The organism is uncultured Olsenella sp. (assembly GCF_959602185.1).
GTDB lineage: Bacteria > Actinomycetota > Coriobacteriia > Coriobacteriales > Atopobiaceae > Olsenella_I > Olsenella_I phocaeensis.
On sequence record NZ_CAUGRZ010000008.1, the window covers coordinates 39203 to 58135 of the forward strand.

The 18933-nt window shown below is 70.0% G+C and carries 15 protein-coding genes; 1 reads left to right on the top strand and 14 read right to left on the bottom strand.

The genetic code is table 11. From position 1 onward, the window contains the following. Window positions 1-79: 79 nt before the first annotated feature. Window positions 80-1756, top strand: coding sequence for an FAD-binding protein (locus tag Q5923_RS06725; protein WP_303133014.1), 1677 nt, complete (start codon window positions 80-82; stop codon window positions 1754-1756). 75 nt (window positions 1757-1831) lie between these two features. Here Q5923_RS06725 and Q5923_RS06730 read toward each other — a convergent pair whose 3' ends face one another. From Q5923_RS06730 to Q5923_RS06795, 14 genes are all read right to left on the bottom strand, one after another. Further along, on the bottom strand, window positions 1832-2149 hold the full coding sequence (locus tag Q5923_RS06730) for a hypothetical protein (protein ID WP_009277847.1): 318 nt from the start codon (window positions 2147-2149) through the stop codon (window positions 1832-1834). A gap of 965 nt (window positions 2150-3114) precedes the next feature. Beyond that, entirely contained in the window at window positions 3115-3882 is a 768-nt protein-coding gene (hisF, locus tag Q5923_RS06735; protein ID WP_009277848.1) for an imidazole glycerol phosphate synthase subunit HisF, read from the bottom strand. After that, window positions 3876-4652, bottom strand: a complete 777-nt coding sequence (locus Q5923_RS06740; RefSeq protein ID WP_009277849.1) for a HisA/HisF-related TIM barrel protein — start codon at window positions 4650-4652, stop codon at window positions 3876-3878. Before Q5923_RS06740 ends, hisF begins: the two co-directional genes overlap by 7 nt. 10 nt (window positions 4653-4662) lie before the next feature. Continuing rightward, window positions 4663-5331 carry an imidazole glycerol phosphate synthase subunit HisH gene (hisH, locus tag Q5923_RS06745; protein ID WP_009277850.1) on the bottom strand — a complete coding sequence of 223 codons (669 nt, stop codon included), beginning with the start codon at window positions 5329-5331 and terminating at the stop codon, window positions 4663-4665. Then, on the bottom strand, window positions 5331-5918 hold the full coding sequence (hisB, locus tag Q5923_RS06750) for an imidazoleglycerol-phosphate dehydratase HisB (RefSeq protein WP_009277851.1): 588 nt from the start codon (window positions 5916-5918) through the stop codon (window positions 5331-5333). Before hisB ends, hisH begins: the two co-directional genes overlap by 1 nt. 19 nt (window positions 5919-5937) lie before the next feature. Continuing rightward, window positions 5938-7026: a histidinol-phosphate transaminase gene (gene hisC / locus Q5923_RS06755; RefSeq protein WP_009277852.1), complete on the bottom strand. Its 1089-nt coding sequence runs from the start codon at window positions 7024-7026 to the stop codon at window positions 5938-5940. A 21-nt stretch (window positions 7027-7047) separates the two neighbouring features. Then, on the bottom strand, window positions 7048-8463 hold the full coding sequence (gene hisD / locus Q5923_RS06760) for a histidinol dehydrogenase (RefSeq protein ID WP_009277853.1): 1416 nt from the start codon (window positions 8461-8463) through the stop codon (window positions 7048-7050). Then, on the bottom strand, window positions 8460-10133 hold the full coding sequence (gene hisG, locus Q5923_RS06765) for an ATP phosphoribosyltransferase (protein WP_303133021.1): 1674 nt from the start codon (window positions 10131-10133) through the stop codon (window positions 8460-8462). Before hisG ends, hisD begins: the two co-directional genes overlap by 4 nt. A gap of 827 nt (window positions 10134-10960) precedes the next feature. Then, the gene (gene murJ, locus Q5923_RS06770; RefSeq protein WP_009277855.1) at window positions 10961-12628 is read right to left on the bottom strand and encodes a murein biosynthesis integral membrane protein MurJ; all 1668 of its coding nucleotides are present in this window, start codon (window positions 12626-12628) and stop codon (window positions 10961-10963) included. 63 nt (window positions 12629-12691) lie between these two features. Beyond that, a complete protein-coding gene (gene ybaK / locus Q5923_RS06775) occupies window positions 12692-13189 on the bottom strand; it encodes a Cys-tRNA(Pro) deacylase (protein WP_009277856.1) in 498 nt (165 codons plus the stop codon). Between the two features lie 11 nt (window positions 13190-13200). Beyond that, entirely contained in the window at window positions 13201-16107 is a 2907-nt protein-coding gene (gene uvrA / locus Q5923_RS06780; RefSeq protein ID WP_303133024.1) for an excinuclease ABC subunit UvrA, read from the bottom strand. Between the two features lie 340 nt (window positions 16108-16447). Then, window positions 16448-18001 (bottom strand): DUF4153 domain-containing protein, encoded by a 1554-nt coding sequence (locus tag Q5923_RS06785; protein WP_303133026.1) that lies wholly within the window; start codon window positions 17999-18001, stop codon window positions 16448-16450. Further along, entirely contained in the window at window positions 17998-18255 is a 258-nt protein-coding gene (locus tag Q5923_RS06790; protein WP_009277859.1) for a helix-turn-helix transcriptional regulator, read from the bottom strand. The genes Q5923_RS06785 and Q5923_RS06790 overlap by 4 nt, the downstream gene beginning before the upstream one ends. A 2-nt stretch (window positions 18256-18257) precedes the next feature. Beyond that, a complete protein-coding gene (locus Q5923_RS06795) occupies window positions 18258-18716 on the bottom strand; it encodes a DUF2975 domain-containing protein (RefSeq protein ID WP_303133028.1) in 459 nt (152 codons plus the stop codon). Window positions 18717-18933 lie beyond the last annotated feature (217 nt).

An 18933-nucleotide genomic window follows, 5' to 3' on the forward strand; every position in this document is an offset into this window, starting at 1 on the left:
GGTGCCGACGCCCGCCTGGGTCACTCTATTACACTTGCAGCCGACGGGAGCAAGGGGTAACGCAGTGGAAAGGAGCCCCATGAGGATCGAGGCCGAGGCAAGCTGCGACGTGCTGGTCGTGGGTGGGGGCATCGCGGGGACCCAGGCCGCGGTCGCCGCAGCGAGGGAGGGGGCCCGCGTGACCCTGGCCTGCGCCGGGCCGACCTTCTCTGGCTCGAGCTTTGCCGGGAGCACCTGGGGCGTGGGCCTCGTGGGGCCGGACGGCGCGGATGACGTGGACGACCTGGCCCGCGCCATCCGCGAGCTGGGCCAGGGCATGGCGGACCCGGTGCTCGCGCGCGCCCTGGCGGCGGGCATCCCCGACGCCGTCGAGAGGCTCGAGTCCCAGGGGGTGGCGCTGCGACGGCCCGCGGACGCCGGCGAGCGGGAGTACGTCCCCTGCTTCGACAACCACCGCAGGCTCTGGCGCGGCCTGGAGCGCGCGCCCTACCGCGAGGCCGTGGGCAGGGAGCTCGCGCGGCTCGGCGTGGGGCTCCTCCCCCACTGCGAGCTCGTGGAGCTCGTCGAGGAGGGCCAGCGGCGCGTCGACCTGGACGCCATGGCACCGGAGGCGACCGACACGACGCCGGGCGCGGGGGCTGGCATCGCCGGGGTCCTGCTCTTCGACACCAGGGACGGCCGTGCCTTCTGCGTCCACGCCCCCTCCGTGGTGCTCGCCACGGGCGGCTGCGCCGGCCTCTTCGCGGGCTCCCTCGCGGGAGCCGGGACGGACGGCACGGGCCACGCCCTGGCGCTGAGGCACGGCGCCACCCTCACCAACCTTGAGTTCCTCCAGGTCATGCCCACGATCGTCTCGCCCGTGAGGGACGTGGTCTTCAACGAGAAGAGCTTCCGCTGGGCCCGCGTCGACGAGCTCGAGCGCAGGAGACCCGACGACTGGAAACGGCTCCTCGAGCTGCGCGCGGGGCACGGCCCCACCAGCGCGCGCGTTGGTGACCACGACGTGGACCTCGCCCTCGCCTCGCCCCAGGGGGCAGGGCTTCGCTACGAGGGACTTCCCGACCCTCTGCCCGAGTTCGTCGAGTCGTTCTTCTCCTGGCTCGAGGGCCGTGGCGTGGCGCGCGGGGACGAGCTCCGCGTGGGGCTGGCCGCACAGGCGAGCAATGGCGGGATCCTGATCGGGACGGACGCGGGGGTCGTGGGCGTGCCGGGCCTCTTTGCCTGCGGCGAGTGCGCCGGGGGCATGCACGGCGCCGACCGCATCGGCGGCCTGGCGAGCGCGAGCTGCCTCGTGTTCGGACAGGCGGCGGGCGCGGGCGCCGCACGGCGGGCCCTGGGCAGCGAGCGCGTGGCGGCGGCTGGTGCGGGCGAGGCGCTGGAGCTGAGGTCGAGCTCCTCTCCCCTGGCGCCCAAGGCGGCGCGGGAGCTGCGACAGGTCATGGCCGAGGGCTGCCTCTTCCCCCGCGACGCCCATGGCCTGGGACACGTGCTGCACGCGCTGGGAGGGTTGCGCGGGGAGCTCGCGGTGACCTCGACCGCGTCCGTTGACGCGCGTCGCATGGCCCAGACCGCCCAGGTTCGCGCGGAGCTCCTCTGCGCCGAGGTCATGGCCCGCATGATGCTGGAACGCGCCGAGAGCCGCGGGAGCCACTTCCGGGCGGACTTCCCCGAGGAGCGGGACGAGCTCGGGAGTCCCCTGCGAGCGCGGCTGGGTCAGGGCCGGCTGGAGCTCAAACTGGCCGGAGGGTCTTCCTAGGCGGCGCATCGTTCAGAACGCGCCCGAGCCGGCAGGATCTTGCGAACTCGGGCGAGTCCTGAACGGTTGGGGCATCTAGAGAGAGCCTGATGCGGGAAGAACCCAGCTGGGTCGAAGGGAGGGCATCGCATTCCCCTCGTCGTCCCATACATGTCCGAAGGGAAGCAGCGACTCCCTGAGCAGGGTCCTATTGCCCTCCTTGGAAGGGGGCAGCACCAGGTCGCGCCCGCGTAGGTGACGATTCAGCCTCCTTGCGAGCTCGGTCGCAGCCGCCTGGTTTCTAAGCTGGCCAATCCCCACGAGCTCGACTCGCCAGCCGTCGCGCCTGAGGCCAAGGACCCTCGACAGGTCACGCCCAAACTCCCCGTGGTACTCCCTGCCAAGATATTCCATGGCGACCCGCCTCTGAGGCCACGAAAGGTCGGGGGAGCAGCGCAGCTGGCCCCGATCCGTGCGGCGCCGGGGCTCAGCGTCAGCTGGCCGTTGAGGATGGGGCGGGGCAGCCCGTAGCCTCCCCAGCGGGTCGGGAGGCACAGGAGCAGCGCCAGGGAGCTTTCCATGGGCGAGGCGGAACCGTCGATGACGAGCCCCGCCGTGCACCGGGCCTTGGCGACGCCGCGCGTTGCATGCACCGCGTCCAGATAGGCGAGCAGGCCAGCCCTCGAGCAGAGAGGGGGCCTGTCCAGGAAGCCACGGCGGCCCTCCGCCAGGGAGTAGTGCCCGCACAGCTCCATGCCCAGCCGCAGGAGGTCGACGGGAGAATGGCTCCCCGCAAGCTGCAGGAAGCAGAGCTCGGGGACGCAGACGTAGACGTTCGGGGCGAGCTCGGAGAAGCTCCGGCGCGGCAGCTCGCCCGACAGGCAATGGCAACGAACGCCGGAGCCGTTTCGGCGCTGGCCCTGTGACGCGACGAGAAGGTCGACCGGGCGCCCTCGTCGCAAGATTCCCAGATTCCGCAGCGATTCGAGCGTCGCTGACCCGACACGGGCGTCCTCAAGCCCCCTGGTGCAACGTGACGGCGGCCTTCTGCCCCGGGCGGCATGCTCGGCCCAGAACCACAGGGCGCTATGGTGGCTCACGTAGACGCTCGTCCCTCTCCCCTCCTCGTGTCGGGCCTCAAGGTGCCGTCACGATAGGCGGGGGGACCACCACCAACAAGGGCGCGGAGGGTCGTTTCGGCCAACGTGGCCTTGGGTGGCAGCTAGAAGGGCCTGCATGAGTTGGCCAATCGTTCAGAACTCGCCCGAGTTCGCAAGATTCTGCAATCTCAAGCGAGTCCTGAACGGTAGCCACGCGACAAGTTCGCCCCGACGGCGTCCGGCCCGAGGAGGGCCTGGGGAGAGGCGCCTCCCTCCTCCCTAGAAGTCCAGGCGCACGGGGATGCCCTGGGCTGCCATGTACTCCTTGACCTGCCGGATGCTGTAGGTCCCGAAGTGGAAGACGCTCGCCGCCAGCACGGCGTCGGCCTCCCCCTCGATGACGCCCTCGGCGAAGTGCTCCAGGCTGCCCACACCGCCGGAGGCTATGACGGGAATCCGCACGGCACGGGCCACGGCGCGCGTAAGAGCCAGGTCGAAGCCCTCCTTTGTGCCGTCCCGGTCCATGCTCGTGAGCAGGATCTCTCCCGCGCCGCGGCGCTCCACCTCGCGCGCCCACTCGATGGCGTCGAGCCCCGTCGCCGCGCGCCCGCCCGCCACATAGACCTCCCAGCGGTCCAGGCTGCCCCGACGTCGGGCGTCGATGGCGCATACCACCGCCTGGCTGCCAAAGGCCGAGGCGGCGGCCGAGACCAGCCCGGGGTCGCGCACGGCCGCGGAGTTGACCGAGACCTTGTCGGCCCCCGCGGCGATCATCCGCCTCATGCCCGCGACGTCCCGGAAGCCCCCGCCCACGGCATAGGGGATGCGCAGCTCCTCGGCCGCGCGGGCGGCAAGGCCCACGGTGGTAGAGCGGTCGTCCGAGGTGGCCGTGATGTCCAGGAAGACCACCTCGTCGGCGCCCTCGCGGTCGTAAGCGCGCGCCAGCTCCACGGGGTCGCCGGCGTCGCGCAGCCCCACGAAGTTGACGCCCTTCACGACGCGCCCGTCCTTCACGTCCAGGCAGGGGATGACCCTCTTGGTCAGCATGCCGGGCCTCCGTCCTCGTTCTGGCGAGAGGGGCCCGGGCACGCGACCGCCAGGGCCTCCTCCAGCGTAAAGCTTCCCTCGTAGAGGGCGCGGCCGACGATGGCGCCCTCCACCACGTCACCACCCGCGTCCGCGAGCGCACGCAGGTCGTCCAGACCTGCAATCCCTCCCGAGGCCACGACGGGGAACCCGACGAGCTCGCCGGCGTGACGGTAGAGCCCCACGTCGATGCCGGTCTGCATGCCGTCGCGCGCCACGTCGGTGAGCACCAGGCGGCGGTATCCCAGGTCCGCGAGCTCGGCCAGGAGCGCGTCCAGGGGCATGCCCGCGCCGTCACGCCAGCCGTTGACGCGCACCATGCCGTCGCGCGCCGCGACGTCCGCGACCACCAGCTCGGCGAAGTCGCGGGCAGCCTGTCGGGCGAAGTCGGGGTCGCGCACCAGGGCCGTGCCCAGGGCGACGCGGCTCGCGCCGGCGGAGGCCAGGCGCTCCAGGTCGGCGAGGGACCTCACGCCCCCGCCCGCGTCCACCCGTATGCCCTCGACGCCGCAGATGCCCTCGATGGCCCGGCGGTTCGCCTCGAGCGCGTCCTCCCCCTCCTGGAATGCGGCGGAGAGGTCCACCACGTGGACCCAGCGGGCGCCACGCGCCGCGAAGTCGCACGCGACGGCGACGGGGTCGTCGGAGTAGACGTCCATGCGCGAGCGCTCGCCCCGCTGCAGGCGCACGACCCTGCCGCCCACGAGGTCTATGGCTGGGAAGAGAATCATGCCAGCTCCCCTATCCTCGTACGACGCTCACGAAGTTCGCGAGCAGCGCACGGCCCGCCCGCGAGGACTTCTCGGGATGGAACTGCAGGCCAAAGACGTTGTCCGACCACACCCCCGAAACGAAGCTGCGCGCGTAGTGGGTGCGCGTCACCACGATGCCCTCGTCCACGTCATCTGCCAGCGCATACGAGTGCGTGAAGTAGAAGTTCGCCCCCTCGGGCACGTCTGCCAGGAGCGGGCAGGCCCGCCCCAGCTCGCTGAAGTGCGCCTGGTCCCAGCCCACGTGGGGCACCTTGAGGCGCTTGGACTCCAGGCGGATCACCGAGCCCTCGAGCACGCCCAGGCCGGGGACCCACTCACCGCCCCAGCTGGAGGGTCCATCCCTCCTCTCGCTCCCTCGCGAGAAGAGCAGCTGCATGCCCAGGCAGATGCCCAGGAAGGGCACGCCGCGACCGATGGCCGCCACGATGGACTGGGCCTGCCCGCTGGCGAGCAGCTGACTCATGGCGTCCTCGAAGGCGCCCACCCCGGGCAGCACCACGCCGGCGGCGCCGTCCACGTCGCGCGCCTCGTCGCTCACCACGACCGAGGCGCCCACCTCGGCGAGCGCCCGCTCCACGCTGCGGAGGTTGCCCTTGTGGTAGTCAACCACGACGATGCGACCCTCTCCGCCGGGCATCAGAGGCTCCCCTTGGTGGAGGGGATGCCCTCGACGCGAGGGTCGGGCTCGACCGCGGCGCGCAGGGCGCGGGCGAAGGCCTTGAAGCAGCACTCGAGCAGGTGGTGGGCATTGCTGCCGGCAAGCTCCCTCAGGTGCAGGGTCATGCCGGCCTCACGGGCGAGGCCCACGAAGAATTCCTGACCCAGCTCCGTGTCGAAGCTCCCCACCTTCTGCGCAGGAATGGGAAGCTCCCAGTAAAGCTCCCCCCTGCCGCTGAGGTCGATGGCGGCGAGGACCAGGGACTCGTCCATGGGCACCAGGGCGTCACCGAAGCGACGGACGCCCGCCTTGTCCCCCAGGGCCTCCGAGATGGCCCTCCCCAGCACGATGCCCACGTCCTCCACCGTGTGGTGGTCGTCCACCCAGCTGTCGCCCTCCGCCCTCACGCGCAGGTCGACGAGGGAGTGCCTGCCCAGGGCACAGAGCATGTGGTCGAAGAAGCCGACGCCTGTCCGGACGTCGCACTCCCCCGTCCCGTCCAGGTCCAGCTCGACCTGGATCTTCGTCTCGCCCGTGCTGCGGGACACGCTGGCACGTCTCTCCATCGTTCCTCCTTGGGTGTGTCTAGGGGAGAAGCTCCCCCATCGCCTGCAGGAAGGCGTCGTTCTCCTCGGGCGTCCCTATGGTCGCCCGCAGGCAGTCGGCAAGGCCGGGCGCCCGCGAGAAGTCACGGACGAGCACGGAGCGCTCGTCTCGCAGCCGCTCCCAGAGCACGTGCGCCGACGGGACGCGCAGGAGCAGGAAGTTGCCCTGGCTGGGCCAGACCTCGACGCCGCGGCCCGCGAGGCGGCGCAGCCCGTCGAGCACACGGGCGCGCTCGCGGCGGATCAGCTCCACGGACGGGGCGAACTCGTCCCTCCTCCTGACGCAGACCAGGGCAGCTGCCTGCGAGAGCACGTTCACGGAATAGGGCTGGCGCACCGCGTTGAGCGCCGCGACCACGCCCGGCGACGCAAGGACGTAGCCCACGCGGGCACCCGCGAGCGCGAAGGCCTTCGAGAAGGTGTGCAGGACGACGAGGTTGTCGAACTCGCCCAGGAGCGGCTCCGAGCTCTGTCCCGCGTCGGCGAACTCCATGTAGGCCTCGTCCGCCAGCACCAGGCCAGGGCAGGCGCCGCAGAGCTCGCGCACCAATCCGGGTCGGGCCAGGTTTCCCGTGGGGTTGTTGGGAGAGGTGACCACCACCACGCTCGCTCCGCGGGCGGCGTCGACCAGAGCCGCCTCGTCGAGGGAGAAGTCCGCGGGGTCCCGCGGCACGTCGACAACCTCGGTCTCGGCAAGCTCCGCATAGAGGCGGTAGACCGAGAAGGACGGAGGGCAGTCCACGAGGGTGCGCCCGGCGCCGCCGAAGGCCACGAAGAGGTTGAAGAGGAGCTCGTCCCCCCCGTTGCCCACGCAGACGCGCTCGGGCGCCACGCCGTGCCAGAGCGCTATCTCCTGCCTCAGCTCGTCGCTCAGGGGCCGGGGATAGCGGTTGGTCGCCGTGCGGGCGAGCGCCTGTCCCAGCTCTGCGGCCACGCCAGGAGGGAGACCGAGGCCGTTCTCGTTTGCGGAGAGGTTGACGCGGACCGGCGCGAAGGCGGGGTCATAGGGCTCGAGCGCCGCGGCCGAGGGCCTGAGCGCGGACCTGAGGGCGTCGTCGATGGCAGCCATGCCGTCACCTCCCGTGCTTCGTCAGTCGTCGGGGCCCGCGCCACCGAAGCCAGGGAGCAGGACGGGAGCGGGCACATCGAGCTTACGCGGCCAGGCGGTGGACATGGCGTCCTCGCAGGCAGCCGTTACATCGGCGAAATTCTGGCCGCCCCCCTCGAGCAGCCTCCGCCTCAGGCCAACGCTGAGCGCGTGCGCCCAGAGGCCCTCCGCCTGGGCCAGCTCCTGCACGGCGGGTCCGTCTGCCGCGAGGCCCTCGGGCGTGTAGGCGATGACCGAGGAGCGCTTCTGGAAGTCGTAGACGCCCAGGGGGTTGGAGAAGAGCGCGGTGCCTCCGGTGGGAAGCGTGTGGTTGGGCCCGGCGACGTAGTCTCCCAGAGGCTCGGAGCTCCAGGGGCCCACGAAGATGGCGCCGGCGTTGTGCACCCGCCCCAGGAGCGAGAAGGCGTCCCGGCAGTGCAGCTCGAGATGCTCCGGCGCGATGAGGTCAACCGCGTCCAGGGCGGCGTCAAGGCCGTCGCAGACCACGCAGAGCCCGCGCCCGTCCAGCGAGCTGCGGGTAATCTCCTCGCGCGGGGACTGCGCCACCAGGAGCTCCACCGCGGCGAGCACGCGCTCGGGCAGGCCGGCGTCGTCGGTCACCAGGTAGCAGGCGGCCATGGGGTCGTGCTCGGCCTGGGCCATGAGGTCCGCGGCGACGATGGCGGGGTCTGCGGACGAGTCGGCCAGCACGCAGACCTCGGAGGGTCCGGCGACCATGTCTATGCCCACGTCCCCCATCACGTAGCGCTTGGCCGCCGCCACGTAGGCGTTGCCCGGCCCCACGACCTTGGCCACGCGAGGAATGGACTCGGTGCCATACGCGACGGCGGCGACCGCCTGCGCCCCACCCACGGCATAGACCTCGTCGACACCCGCGACGGCTGCCGCGGCGAGCGTGTAGGGCGAGAGTGACCCGTCCCTCTGCGGCGGCGTGACCATGACGACGCGGGGCACGCCGGCCACCTTGGCGGGGATGGCGTCCATGAGCACCGTCGAGGGGTACTGCGCGCGCCCTCCCGGCACGTAGACCGCGACCGAGGGGACGGGCGTCAGCCTGACGCCCAGGATGCTGCCGTCGGGACGGGTGGTGAACCATGACTGCTCGCGCTCGCGCTGGTGGAAGTCCAGGATCTGGTCGTGCGCCTTTCTGAGGGCGGCGAGGAAGCCGGCGTCGACGTGCCCCAGGCTGTCCCGCACCAGCTCGTCCGGCACGCGGAAGGCGCTGGGACAAGCGCCGTCGAAGCGCAGGCAGTACTCGCGCACGGCCTCGTCACCGCGCTCGCGGACGTCGTCCACGATGGCCTCGGCGGCCTCCATGACCTCGCGGGGCAGCGCCCCCGCCCTCTGCAGGTCCTTGCGCGTGAGGCGCGACGCCCCCTCGAGCCTTATGGTCCTCATCGGCTGCTCCCCTCTCCTGACGCCGATACATCCAGGAGCCTCCGCGCGAGGGCGCGGACCCGGGAGTCCGACCTGTAGGCCGCCGACCCCGCGAAGAAGCGGGCGGCGCACTCCATGACCTCGTCCACCACCACGAGGTCGTTCTGCGCCAGGGTCTCCCCCGTCGCGGTGATGTCCACGATGCGGTCGCTCATCCCCACGATGGGCCCCAGCTCAATGTTGCCGTGCAGCTGCACGATGTCCACCTGCTGCCCGATGGACTCGTAGTAGCGCCGGGTGATGCGCGGGTACTTGGTCGCCACGCGCACGCTACCTCGCCAGCCGTAGGCCTCCTCGGCGGCACCGCGCCGGCTCGCCGGCTCCGCCACGACGAAGCGGCAGGCGCCATAGCCCAGGCCCACAAGCTGGACCAGCTCCTCGCCCGCCTCGATGATCGAGTCGTTGCCGCAGATGCCGCAGTCGGCCCCGCCGTTGCCCACGAAGGTCGGGGCGTCCTGCGCGCGCACGATCACGTACTCCACCCCGTCCGCGGAGATCACCAGCCTGCGCCCCGGCTCGCGCAGCTCCCCCACCGGCAGCCCCGCCGCCTCCAGCATCCTGACCGTGGGGGCGAAGAGGCTCCCCTTGGGGACGGCGATCCTGAGCGGACGCTCGGCGCTGCTGCTCGCGCTTGCCACGCCACCCGAGCCGCCCCGCTGCCCCAGGACCTCCTGCAGCGCCTCGAGCGAGAGCGCGAACCCGCAGGCCAGGACGTTGGGTCGGCCGAGGTTGCGCAGGACAGCGTCGTAGCGGCCGCCCGAGGCGAGCGCGTCCGAGCCCAGCTCCGAGTAGCAGCGGAACACGATGCCCGTGTAGTAGTCGAAGGAGTTGAGGATGGAGAAGTCGAAGGCGACCTGCCCGGACCCCAGGAGCTCGTGCAGGCCCTCGGCCATCGCCGCAAGCTCCCCCGTGCCCCTCTCGCCCTCGGGGACCCCCGCCGCCGCCAGGAGCTCGTCCACGCGCGCCACCACCGAGGCGTCGCCCGTCAGCCGCGGGAGCTCGCGCAGGGCGCGGTCGAGCGAGGGCTCGAGCGCGAGCCCGTCCAGATACTCGTCCAGGCCCACGAGGTCCGAGGCATGGACGAGCTCGAGCACGCGAGCGGTCACCTCCTCGGAGGGCGAGCGCCGGGCCAGCAACGCCTGCAGCGGGCGCACCGAGCCACAGGCCACGTGCCAGGCGGGAACCCCCAGCGCGTCGAGGACCTCTGCCAAGAGCAGGACGAGCTCGAGCTCGGGGCAGGCGCCCTCGAGGTCGAAGAGCTCCACTCCCAGCTGGGTGAGCTGGCGGGGCCTGCCCCCGAGCTCGGACTCCTCGCGCACCAGGGGCGCGGCGTAGCGCAGGCGAAGCGGCAGCCCGCCATCCGGCACGCGGGCCGAGACCAGGCGGGCGATGGGAAGCGTGAGGTCGGGCCGCAACACCATGAGGCTGCCGTCCGCGTCGATGAGCTGGAAGGGGGAGCTGCGTATCCTCCCGCCGCGCTCGAGCTCGGGGCGCTCCTCGAGCAGGGGCGTCTCGACCGGGAGGTAGCCGCGGGAGCTGAAGAGCTCGGCCACCTGCGCGCGGATCCCCTCGCGCACCAGCGCCTCGGCGGGAAGGATGTCGCGGAACCCCCAGGGCGTCCGTGCAGCCATAGCGTCCCCCTTCTGGCAGGGATGTGGGTCCTCTCCCCTGCGCTTTATCCGAGTAAAGTGCTTTTGTCGAGAGGTACTTTATCACGATAAAGCGGCGGGGAGACAGGCTTCACCGTCCGGAAACTTTCGTCGACCACGCCCGGCACGTGCGCCCTGGCGTCGAATACGCCGAACGCGTGCCAAATTGCCGCCATTACGTCCGGCACGTGCACCTTTTCTCGACTACGTCCGATGCGTCTCTCGCCTTGCGCCGACCACGTCGAACACGTACCGAATTGCCACCACTACGCCCAACGCGTCTGAGAGCCTCACGTTTGACCAGTTGGCACGCAGCGAAAAAACGCGTCGGACGTAGTCGCGATGTTGCGTGACGCATCGGACGTAGTCGCAATGGGCCCCGACGCGTTGGACGCCTTCGCGGCGACGAACGGCCCGGCAATCGTTTCGACTACGCCAAGCACGCGTCAACCCGCGTCGACAACGTCCAACGCGCGCCAGCCCCTCACAAGTACGCCCAATGCGTGTCGATTTGTCCCGACTACGTCAGACGCGTCTTATCGATAGTCACCAACTGGGCAAACGCAGCCGCCCCGCACGCATTGGACGCCTTCGAGCAATATCGAGACGCGTTAGGCGTAGTGTCGATGTTGCATGACGCGTCGGACGTGGTCGCGATGTTGCATGACGCATTGGACGTAGTGGCGGTAGTTCGGCACGCGTTGGACGTAGTCGCGACGTTATGCGACGCGCTGAGCGTGCCCGCGGCGTGAGCCGGCTCGTCGGGCGCAGGCATTCGCAGGCGAGGGCGCGTCGGACGTGGTCGATGGCTAGCCGCGACGGCGGAGCAACCTGCCCAGGATCGCGTTGACGGCGGACATCTCGGGCAGGCGCAGGGCGGCGGCCAGGCCGTAGGTCACGACCAGCGAGGGGATGCCGCCCGCCACCACCAGCACGAGCGCCCCGCGCACGCCGCCCGCGACCAGCGAGGGGACGGCGGCGGAAAGGCCACGCATGACGCCCCAGCCGGCGGCGGCGCCCGCGAGGCCCAGCGCCAGGGAGCGCAACGCAGTGGCCAGCATGCCGCGGATGCCCAGGCCACCGATGGTGCGCCTGAGGTTCCAGAAGGTCACTGCCAGCACGGCGACCATGTAGACCGCAGAGGACCATGCGACCACGTTGAGCCCGAAGGCCGGCGTGAGCGCGAGGCAGATCACGGTCTGGATCGCCGCGGCCACCACGTGCGCGCTGGCATAGAGCCCCATGCGCCTGAGCGACGAGCAGACCTTCTGCAGGTACATGACCACGGCGTAGGGCGCGAGCGAAACCGAGAGCGCCCGCAGGTAGCTCGCGGTCATGTCGATGTCGGAGGCGGAGAACTTGCCCGCGGCCAGCAGCACGACGAGCGGCCGCGCGAAGGCCACAAGGTAGAGGGTGAAGGGCACCATGAAGAAGAGGATGCGGCTCGTCCCCACCGACACGCCGCGCCGGTACGCGTCCATGTCCCCGCGGGCGACGTAGTCCGAGAGCTCGGTGAACATCGCCGTCGTGATGGGGACGGCGAGGATGGCATAGGGCAGGGTGTACCAGAGCCGGGCGTAGTAGCTCACCGAGGCGCCGGCCGCCGTGGCCGAGAGAGACGAGCTGGTCATGACCGAGACCGTCTCGAAGGAGCAGAGCATGACCACCAGCGAGGGCACGCCAATGGAAAGGGTCTCCTTGATTGCAGGGTCATGCAGGTCGAGGTGCAGGCGGATGCGGATGCCATGCCTCGACAGCGACGGGACCTGCATGAGGACCTGGACCGCCACGCCCAGGGGGTTGCCCAGGGCGAGGAGCACGAGCGCAAGCTGCGGGTCGGGCCCCACGAGCCAGGCGTAGACCAGGAAGGAGGCCGTGGTCACGAAGTTGTTGAAGATGGGCGCCGCGCTGGACCAGAAGTAGTCGCGCTCGGCGTTGAGCACGCCGGAGAGGATCGACGAGAGCGCGTAGAGCACGACCTCGATGACGAAGAAGCGGAAGAAGTAGACGGCGAGCTCGCTGTCGAAGTCGGAGCTCGCACTGAACGACTGGGTCCACACCACCTGGCTCGCGAAGACGAAGCCCAGGGCGCAGATCGCCCCCATGAGGATGAGGACGATCGTGACCAGGTTGGAGGTGTAGGCGTTGGCGCCCTCCCGCCCCAGGCGCTTCTTCACCGAGAGGTAGACCGGCAGGAAGGCCGTCACCAGCATGCCGCCCACCACGATCTCGTACAGCTGGTTGGGGAGGTTGTTCGCCACGGAGTAGCAGCTCGCCGTGACGGTGACGCCCAGCGCGTAGGCCTGGCCCCAGGTGCGGAAGAAGCCCGTGAGGCGGCTCACGATGACGAGGGCGCTCATGAGGGCGGCGGAGCGACCGACCTGCGCCTCTCGGTCCTGGGGCTCGACGCCGGCGGCGGGCTCCGCCGGGTAGAGCTGGGGCCGGGGGCTCGTGGGCGTTGCCATGTGCTTGGGCATTGCTAGCTCCTTGTCTGGGCCAGGCCGCTCCTGCGGGCCCCGCAGGCGTCCGGGTCGTGCCGCCTAGCGGCAGATGTCTGCGAACTTCGCCTTGGTGAAGGCGGCGAGGTCGAGGGGGTCGAGGCGCAGGCTGAGGCCGCGCCTCCCGCCCGAGATGCCTACGTCGTCGAAGAGCTGGGCACACTCGTCGATGAGGGTCGGGAAGGGCTTCCTCATGCCCACCGGCGAGCAGCCGCCACGGACGTAGCCGGTCACGGCCTCGAGGTCGCGCACGTGCATCATCGAGAGAGACTTCTCCCCCGCCGCTGCCGCCGCCTTCTTGAGGTCGAGCTCCTCGGCGACCGGGATGCAACAGACCACGTGCCCGCCCGAGGGTGTCACCGTTACCAGGGTCTTGAAGGAGGAGTCGACGTCCTCCCCCAGGGCCTCGCTGATGCGGACGCCCACGCCGGACGAGAGGTCCTCCCCGTCGGAGTCGTAGGCAAGGCAAGTGTAGGCGACTCCCGCGCGCTCGAGCTCGCGCATGGCGTTGGTCTTCGCGACCTTCTCCCGCTTTGCCACGTCCCTCTCCTCTAGCCCTTGCCCTTTGAGGCGCGCTCGGCCATGCGCCTACGGTCGCGCTCCAGGATGGGCGCGAGGTAGCGGCCAGTATGGCTGCCCTTGGCCTTGGCGACCTGCTCGGGGGTGCCGTAGGCTACGACGGTGCCGCCGCCGGCACCTCCCTCGGGGCCCATGTCTATGATGCGGTCGGCCATCTTGATGACGTCCAGGTTGTGCTCGATGACCAGCACGGTGTTGCCGGCGTCGACGAGCTTCTCGAGCACCTCGACGAGCATGCGCACGTCCTCGAAGTGCAGGCCGGTGGTAGGCTCGTCCAGAATGTAGAGGGTCTTGCCCGTCTGCTGGCGGTGGAGCTCCTTGGCGAGCTTGACGCGCTGCGCCTCGCCGCCCGAGAGCGTCGTGGCGGGCTGGCCCAGGTGCACGTAGCCCAGGCCCACGTCATAGAGGGTCTGGAGCTTGCGCTTGATCCGGGGGATGCTGGCGAAGAAGGCCAGGGCCTCGGTCACCGTCATGTCCAGGACGTCGCTGATGCTCTTGCCGTGGTAGGTGACCTCGAGGGTCTCGCGGTTGTAGCGCTTGCCGTGGCAGACCTCGCAGGGCACGTAGATGTCGGGGAGGAAGTTCATCTCGATCTTGATCTGCCCGTCGCCCTTGCAGGCCTCGCAGCGGCCGCCCGGCACGTTGAACGAGAAGCGCCCGGCGCTGTAGCCGCGCGCGCGGCTCTCGGGCACGCTCGCGAAGAGCGCGCGGAGGTCGTCCCAGAGACCGATGTAGGTCGCGGGGTTGGAGCGCGGGGTGCGGCCGATGGGACTCTGGTCGATGTCGATGACCTTGTCGATCGTCTTGCGGCCCTCCTCGTCCTCCAGCCCCTCGAGGCGGCGGTAGGGGCCGACGGCGCGCTTGGAGTGGTGCACGGCGTTGGTGAGGGCGGGCGCCAGGGTGTCCGTCACGAGGGACGACTTGCCCGACCCGCTGACGCCGGTGACCACGGTGAGGGTCCCCAGCTCGACCTTGGCGCTCACGGAGCGCAGGTTGTTGGCGGAGGCGCCGAGGATCTTGATGGCGCCGCGACCGGGCTTGCGCCGCGCGGCGGGGAGCTCGACGAGCCTGCGGCCCGTGAGGTAGGCACCGGTGACGGAGTCGGGGTTCGCCATGATCTCCTGCGGCGTGCCAGCGGCGACCACGGCCCCGCCCAGCTCGCCGGCGCCGGGACCCATGTCTATGACGTAGTCGGCGGCGCGTATGGTGTCCTCGTCGTGCTCCACCACGATCACGGTGTTGCCCTGGTCGCGCAGGCGGCGCAGGGTGTCTATGAGCCGGTCGTTGTCGCGCTGGTGCAGGCCGATGGAGGGCTCGTCCAGGATGTAGAGCACGCCCATGAGCCCGGCGCCGATCTGGGTGGCGAGGCGGATGCGCTGGGCCTCTCCACCAGATAGCGTCGCCGCGGCGCGGCTCAGCGTGAGGTAGTCCAGGCCCACGTTGACCATGAAGCGCAGGCGGGCGATGACCTCCTTAACGATGGGGGTGCCGATGAGGTGCTGGCGCTCGGTGAGGGACAGGCCTTCGAAGAAGTCCAGGGCGTCCTTGCAGCTGAGGTCGCAGACCTCCTGTATGTTGCGGTCCCCCACGGTGACGGCCAGGTACTCGGGCTTGAGGCGGGCGCCGTGGCAGGTGGGGCAGGGCACCTCCCGGATGTACTTCTCCAGGTGGGTCTTCATGGTCTCGGAGGTGGTCTCCTGGTACTTCTCGAAGAGGATGGAGCGCACGCCCGAGAAGGTGGTGGTCCAGTTGGTGTCGCGGCCGTCGCGCGTGTGGTACTCCACGCGGACCTTGGCGTCCCCCAGGCCGTCGAGCAGGGCGTGCTGGGTCTTCTTCTTCAGCTTGTTCCAAGGGGTCTGGTCGCTCTCGCCCATGTGGGCACAGACGGCCGAGAGGATCTGCGGGTAGTAGTTGGAGTGGCCGAAGATGCTGCCGAAAACGCCGCCTGCCACGGAGAGCGTCGGGTCCTCGATCAGCGCCTCCGCGTCCACGCTGCGACGCGTCCCGATGCCGTCACAGTCGGGGCAGGCGCCGTAGGGGGCGTTGAACGAGAAGTCGCGGGGCTGCAGGTCGTCGATGGAGTGACCGTGCTCGGGGCAGGCGAGCGCCAGGGAGTAGCTCAGGAGCTCGCCCTCCGCGCCCTCGGGGGCGTCGCGGTCGGGCAGGAGGTAGAACGAGACGCGACCGGAGGCGAGGCGCGTGGCGGTCTCGATCGCCTCCGCCACGCGACCCAGGCTGTTCTCGCGAATGACCACGCGGTCCACGACGACCTCGATGGAGTGCTTGAGCTTCTTCTCGAGTCTGATGTCCTCCTCGAGCTCGCGCACCTCGCCGTCCACGCGCACGCGGCTGAAGCCCTCGTGGCGCAGGTCCTCGAAGAGCTTGGCGTACTCGCCCTTGCGGCCCAGGACCACGGGGGCCAGCACGAGGGCGCGGCGGCCCTGGCCCACGGCGAGGACCTTGTCGGCCACCTGGTCGGTGGTCTGGCGCTCGATCACGCGGCCACACTCGGGGCAGTGCGGGACACCGATGCGGGCGTAGAGCAGGCGCAGGTAGTCGTAGATCTCCGTCACGGTTCCCACGGTGGAGCGGGGGTTGCGGCTCGTGGTCTTCTGGTCGATCGAGACCGCGGGCGAGAGGCCGTCGATGGAGTCGAGGTCGGGCTTGTCCATCTGGCCCAGGAACATGCGGGCGTAGCTCGAGAGCGACTCGACGTAGCGGCGCTGCCCCTCGGCGTAGATGGTGTCGAAGGCGAGGCTCGACTTGCCCGAGCCCGAGAGCCCCGTGATGACGACGAGCTTGTCGCGCGGGATGGTGACGTCGATGTCCCGCAGGTTGTGCTCGCGCGCGCCGCGGATGACGATGGACTCGGAGGCCATGTGCTTCCCCTTGGAAATGAAGACGTGCAGACGGCACTAGCGTATACCCGATACGCTGGGGGCTATGCCGCCGGGCGGCGATTCGACAGCATCCCCGCAGGGACTCGGGGCGAGAGGAGGCCAGACGGCACCGCGCTACTGGGAGGGTCGGCCAAAAACTGCGCACGGAAGCCTCGAATTGTGGAGACGGACGGCGTTTGCCCAGGACTCTTGCGGCTGAAAGAAACCCAATGCGCAGTTTTCTGCGGCACGAGAAAGCCCGGGCGGGAATTTCCGCCCGGGCAGCCACAATCAACGGCGAGTTGCTCGGCCCTCGTGCATCCGCAGCCTTCGGGCTTCCTCAGCCCTCGAGCTTCTGCAGCTCCAGCATCTCCGCGACCGAGCGCTCCTGCCACCCGCTCGCGTCCACGCCGGCCCGAAGCGAGCGGACCTGCATCCGCGCCTCCACGGCGTACTCCGGGCTCCGCGCGGCAAGCCGCTCGAGGGCGGGTATCGCATCGGCCGAGAGGTCGCCCAGGTAGTAGACGTCCATCTCCTGCACCCTGCCCGCAAGGAAGCCATCGACGTTGAAGTCGGCCACGTGCGCGGCGGGACCGCTCAGCATGAAGGCGACCCAAATGCACAGGAGCGTGGCGATGGCCCAGCGGAAGATGGGGAACTCGGGCCTCAGCAGCCAGACGGTCGCATACACGACCAGCGAGAGTATCCCCACCATGCCCACGAAGGTGAGCAGGCGCAGGATGGTCAGGCCGTAGGCGCCCACATAGAGCGACATGCGCAGCGCCGCGGACGCGAGCATGACCACGATACTCGCCAGGAGCACGAGCTGCAGAGCCACGACGGGCCGGGAGCGCTCGGCGTCCCTGCGCACCCAGACGCTCGCCAGGACCACCACGATGTTGATGCCCGCGACAGCCGCGAGCTGGAAGAAGCCGGAGCGCGCGTAGCCGGCGTACACGCCAAACATGGCGGGAGAGCTCGCCCCGCCGAAGAGGTAGGCGAACTGCACCCCCACGAAGAGCAGGTAGACCAGGTCGAGCGCCGCAAGCATGGTGCCCACGGAGCTGGCGCTGGCGCGACGCGGGGAGTGGGGCTCGAGCCTTCCAACGGAGCGTCCGTGCCCATGAAGCAGGCCCAGGAGCATCCCGGAGCCGGCGACGAAGGCCAAGGCGAAGCGGGCGGCACGCATGCCCCACGCGAAGAGCCCGTCGTCGAGCCAGCCGAGGATCCTCCCGAAGAGGTCGGCGAAGACCGGGTCGGCGCTGAAGAGCAGGGGCACGGCGACCATGAGGATCGCGAGCGCGACGAGCAGTCCCAGCAGGGACGAGCGAAGCCGACCCTTGCCCGAGCTGCCGCGGCTCAGCAGCCTGAGCTGGGCAGTGTTCGAGAACTGCTCCACGAAGAAGAAGCCGATGGCGCGCAGGCAGCCGCCGAGGCTCAGCGCCACGTCCTCGGCGCAGCCCGAGAGCAGCAGGTACTCGAGGATGCAGCTCGCCCCCATGACGAGGGCATTGAGCATGCGGAGGTCCCGGTTCGACACGAGGGTCGGGGCGAGCGCGAGGAGCAGGCAGGCGACGAGCAGGGCCTTCGCGGCACCCCCCAGGTCGCGCAGGCCCCCGCGCAGGGCGAGCGCGACGACAAAGAAGGCGAAGATGCAAATCGTGATGCCCACGCCGCAGATGGTGATGAGGGCGAGCGAGAGCATCGTGTGGTCGGCGGCGACGCTCCAGAGGATGGCGAGGCCCGCGGCGCAGGCGGGAACGAGGTAGTCGCGCGGGCCTGCCGGCTCCAGGCTGCGGGCGGGGGCGTCGGCGGAGGCGGGCTTCTCGGCGATACCTTCCTCCGCGATCTGTCCGGGCATGGGGGGCCTGCCCCCGGCTTCTGGCTCTCTCATCTGTCCCACTTCCTTTCGTCGGTGTCCCCGCGGCGTTTCTCGTCGGTGTCCCTGCGGTACTCGAGCAGATCGGCGGGCTGGCAGTCGAGCTCCTCGCAGATCGCCTCGAGCGTGGTGAAGCGGATCGCCCGCGCCTTGCCCGTCTTGAGTATCGAGAGGTTCGCGATGGTCACGCCGACGCGCTCGGAGAGCTCGGTGAGGCTCATCTGGCGTCGCGCGAGCATGACGTCGAGGTTCACGTGGATGTGGCCCATGCCTACACCACCAGGTCGTTCTCGTCCTTGATCTGGGCCGCGTTCTGGGTGAGCCCCGAGAGCGCGACGCACACCACGGCGAGCGAGACGGAGAACACGAGGGCGACGGAGAGGGACGCGACGACGCTGAAGACGACAGGTGCCACGAAGGCGAGGTACGCCACGAGCTCGGCGAGCCACACGGCCGCGTCAGCCGCCGCAAGGTAGCCCATGCGCCGCAGGAGGAGCGCGTTGCCCTGCGTGAAGACCTCTCCCGCGCCGATGGCCGAGAAGAGCCTCCACGCCACCGCCGCCAGGACGACGAGGGGCAGGATGCCCAGAACGAACAGGAGGGCCGAGCCGGGCGGGACCACGTCGCGCGCCTCGACGGGCGGGATGGCGGCGATGGCAACCACGAGGCAGGAAAGGACGGCGAGAAGGTCGATCGCCTTGAGGAGAAGGGACATCTCTCTTCGTGACATGCGAGCTCCAAGCGGCTGTCGGTATGGGACGTCGGCCTGGCAGCTGCCGGAGGCCGTCGACGAATCAGGCACTTCGTCGACGGCCATTATAGGGCAAACATATCGTTTTTCGATATTAATTTACTGATTTTCGATAAATCATACGATGAGAAGAATGACGGCAGGCCCGCCAGGAAGCGCAGCGTCCCAAGCGGCATCGCCCCGCACGAGCCAGCCC

Bases quoted from the DNA above. Each gene is read 5' to 3' on its own strand.
- hisG (WP_303133021.1), bottom strand. From the start codon at position 10,133: ATGGCTGCACGGACGCCCTGGGGGTTCCGCGACATCCTTCCCGCCGAG.
- murJ (WP_009277855.1), bottom strand. From the start codon at position 12,628: ATGCCCAAGCACATGGCAACGCCCACGAGCCCCCGGCCCCAGCTCTAC.
- hisH (WP_009277850.1), bottom strand. From the start codon at position 5,331: ATGCCCGGCGGAGAGGGTCGCATCGTCGTGGTTGACTACCACAAGGGC.
- Q5923_RS06790 (WP_009277859.1), bottom strand. From the start codon at position 18,255: ATGGGCCACATCCACGTGAACCTCGACGTCATGCTCGCGCGACGCCAG.
- hisD (WP_009277853.1), bottom strand. From the start codon at position 8,463: ATGAGGACCATAAGGCTCGAGGGGGCGTCGCGCCTCACGCGCAAGGAC.
- Q5923_RS06730 (WP_009277847.1), bottom strand. From the start codon at position 2,149: ATGGAATATCTTGGCAGGGAGTACCACGGGGAGTTTGGGCGTGACCTG.
- Q5923_RS06785 (WP_303133026.1), bottom strand. From the start codon at position 18,001: ATGAGAGAGCCAGAAGCCGGGGGCAGGCCCCCCATGCCCGGACAGATC.
- Q5923_RS06740 (WP_009277849.1), bottom strand. From the start codon at position 4,652: ATGATTCTCTTCCCAGCCATAGACCTCGTGGGCGGCAGGGTCGTGCGC.
- hisB (WP_009277851.1), bottom strand. From the start codon at position 5,918: ATGGAGAGACGTGCCAGCGTGTCCCGCAGCACGGGCGAGACGAAGATC.
- hisC (WP_009277852.1), bottom strand. From the start codon at position 7,026: ATGGCTGCCATCGACGACGCCCTCAGGTCCGCGCTCAGGCCCTCGGCC.
- Q5923_RS06725 (WP_303133014.1), top strand. From the start codon at position 80: ATGAGGATCGAGGCCGAGGCAAGCTGCGACGTGCTGGTCGTGGGTGGG.
- uvrA (WP_303133024.1), bottom strand. From the start codon at position 16,107: ATGGCCTCCGAGTCCATCGTCATCCGCGGCGCGCGCGAGCACAACCTG.
- hisF (WP_009277848.1), bottom strand. From the start codon at position 3,882: ATGCTGACCAAGAGGGTCATCCCCTGCCTGGACGTGAAGGACGGGCGC.
- Q5923_RS06795 (WP_303133028.1), bottom strand. From the start codon at position 18,716: ATGTCACGAAGAGAGATGTCCCTTCTCCTCAAGGCGATCGACCTTCTC.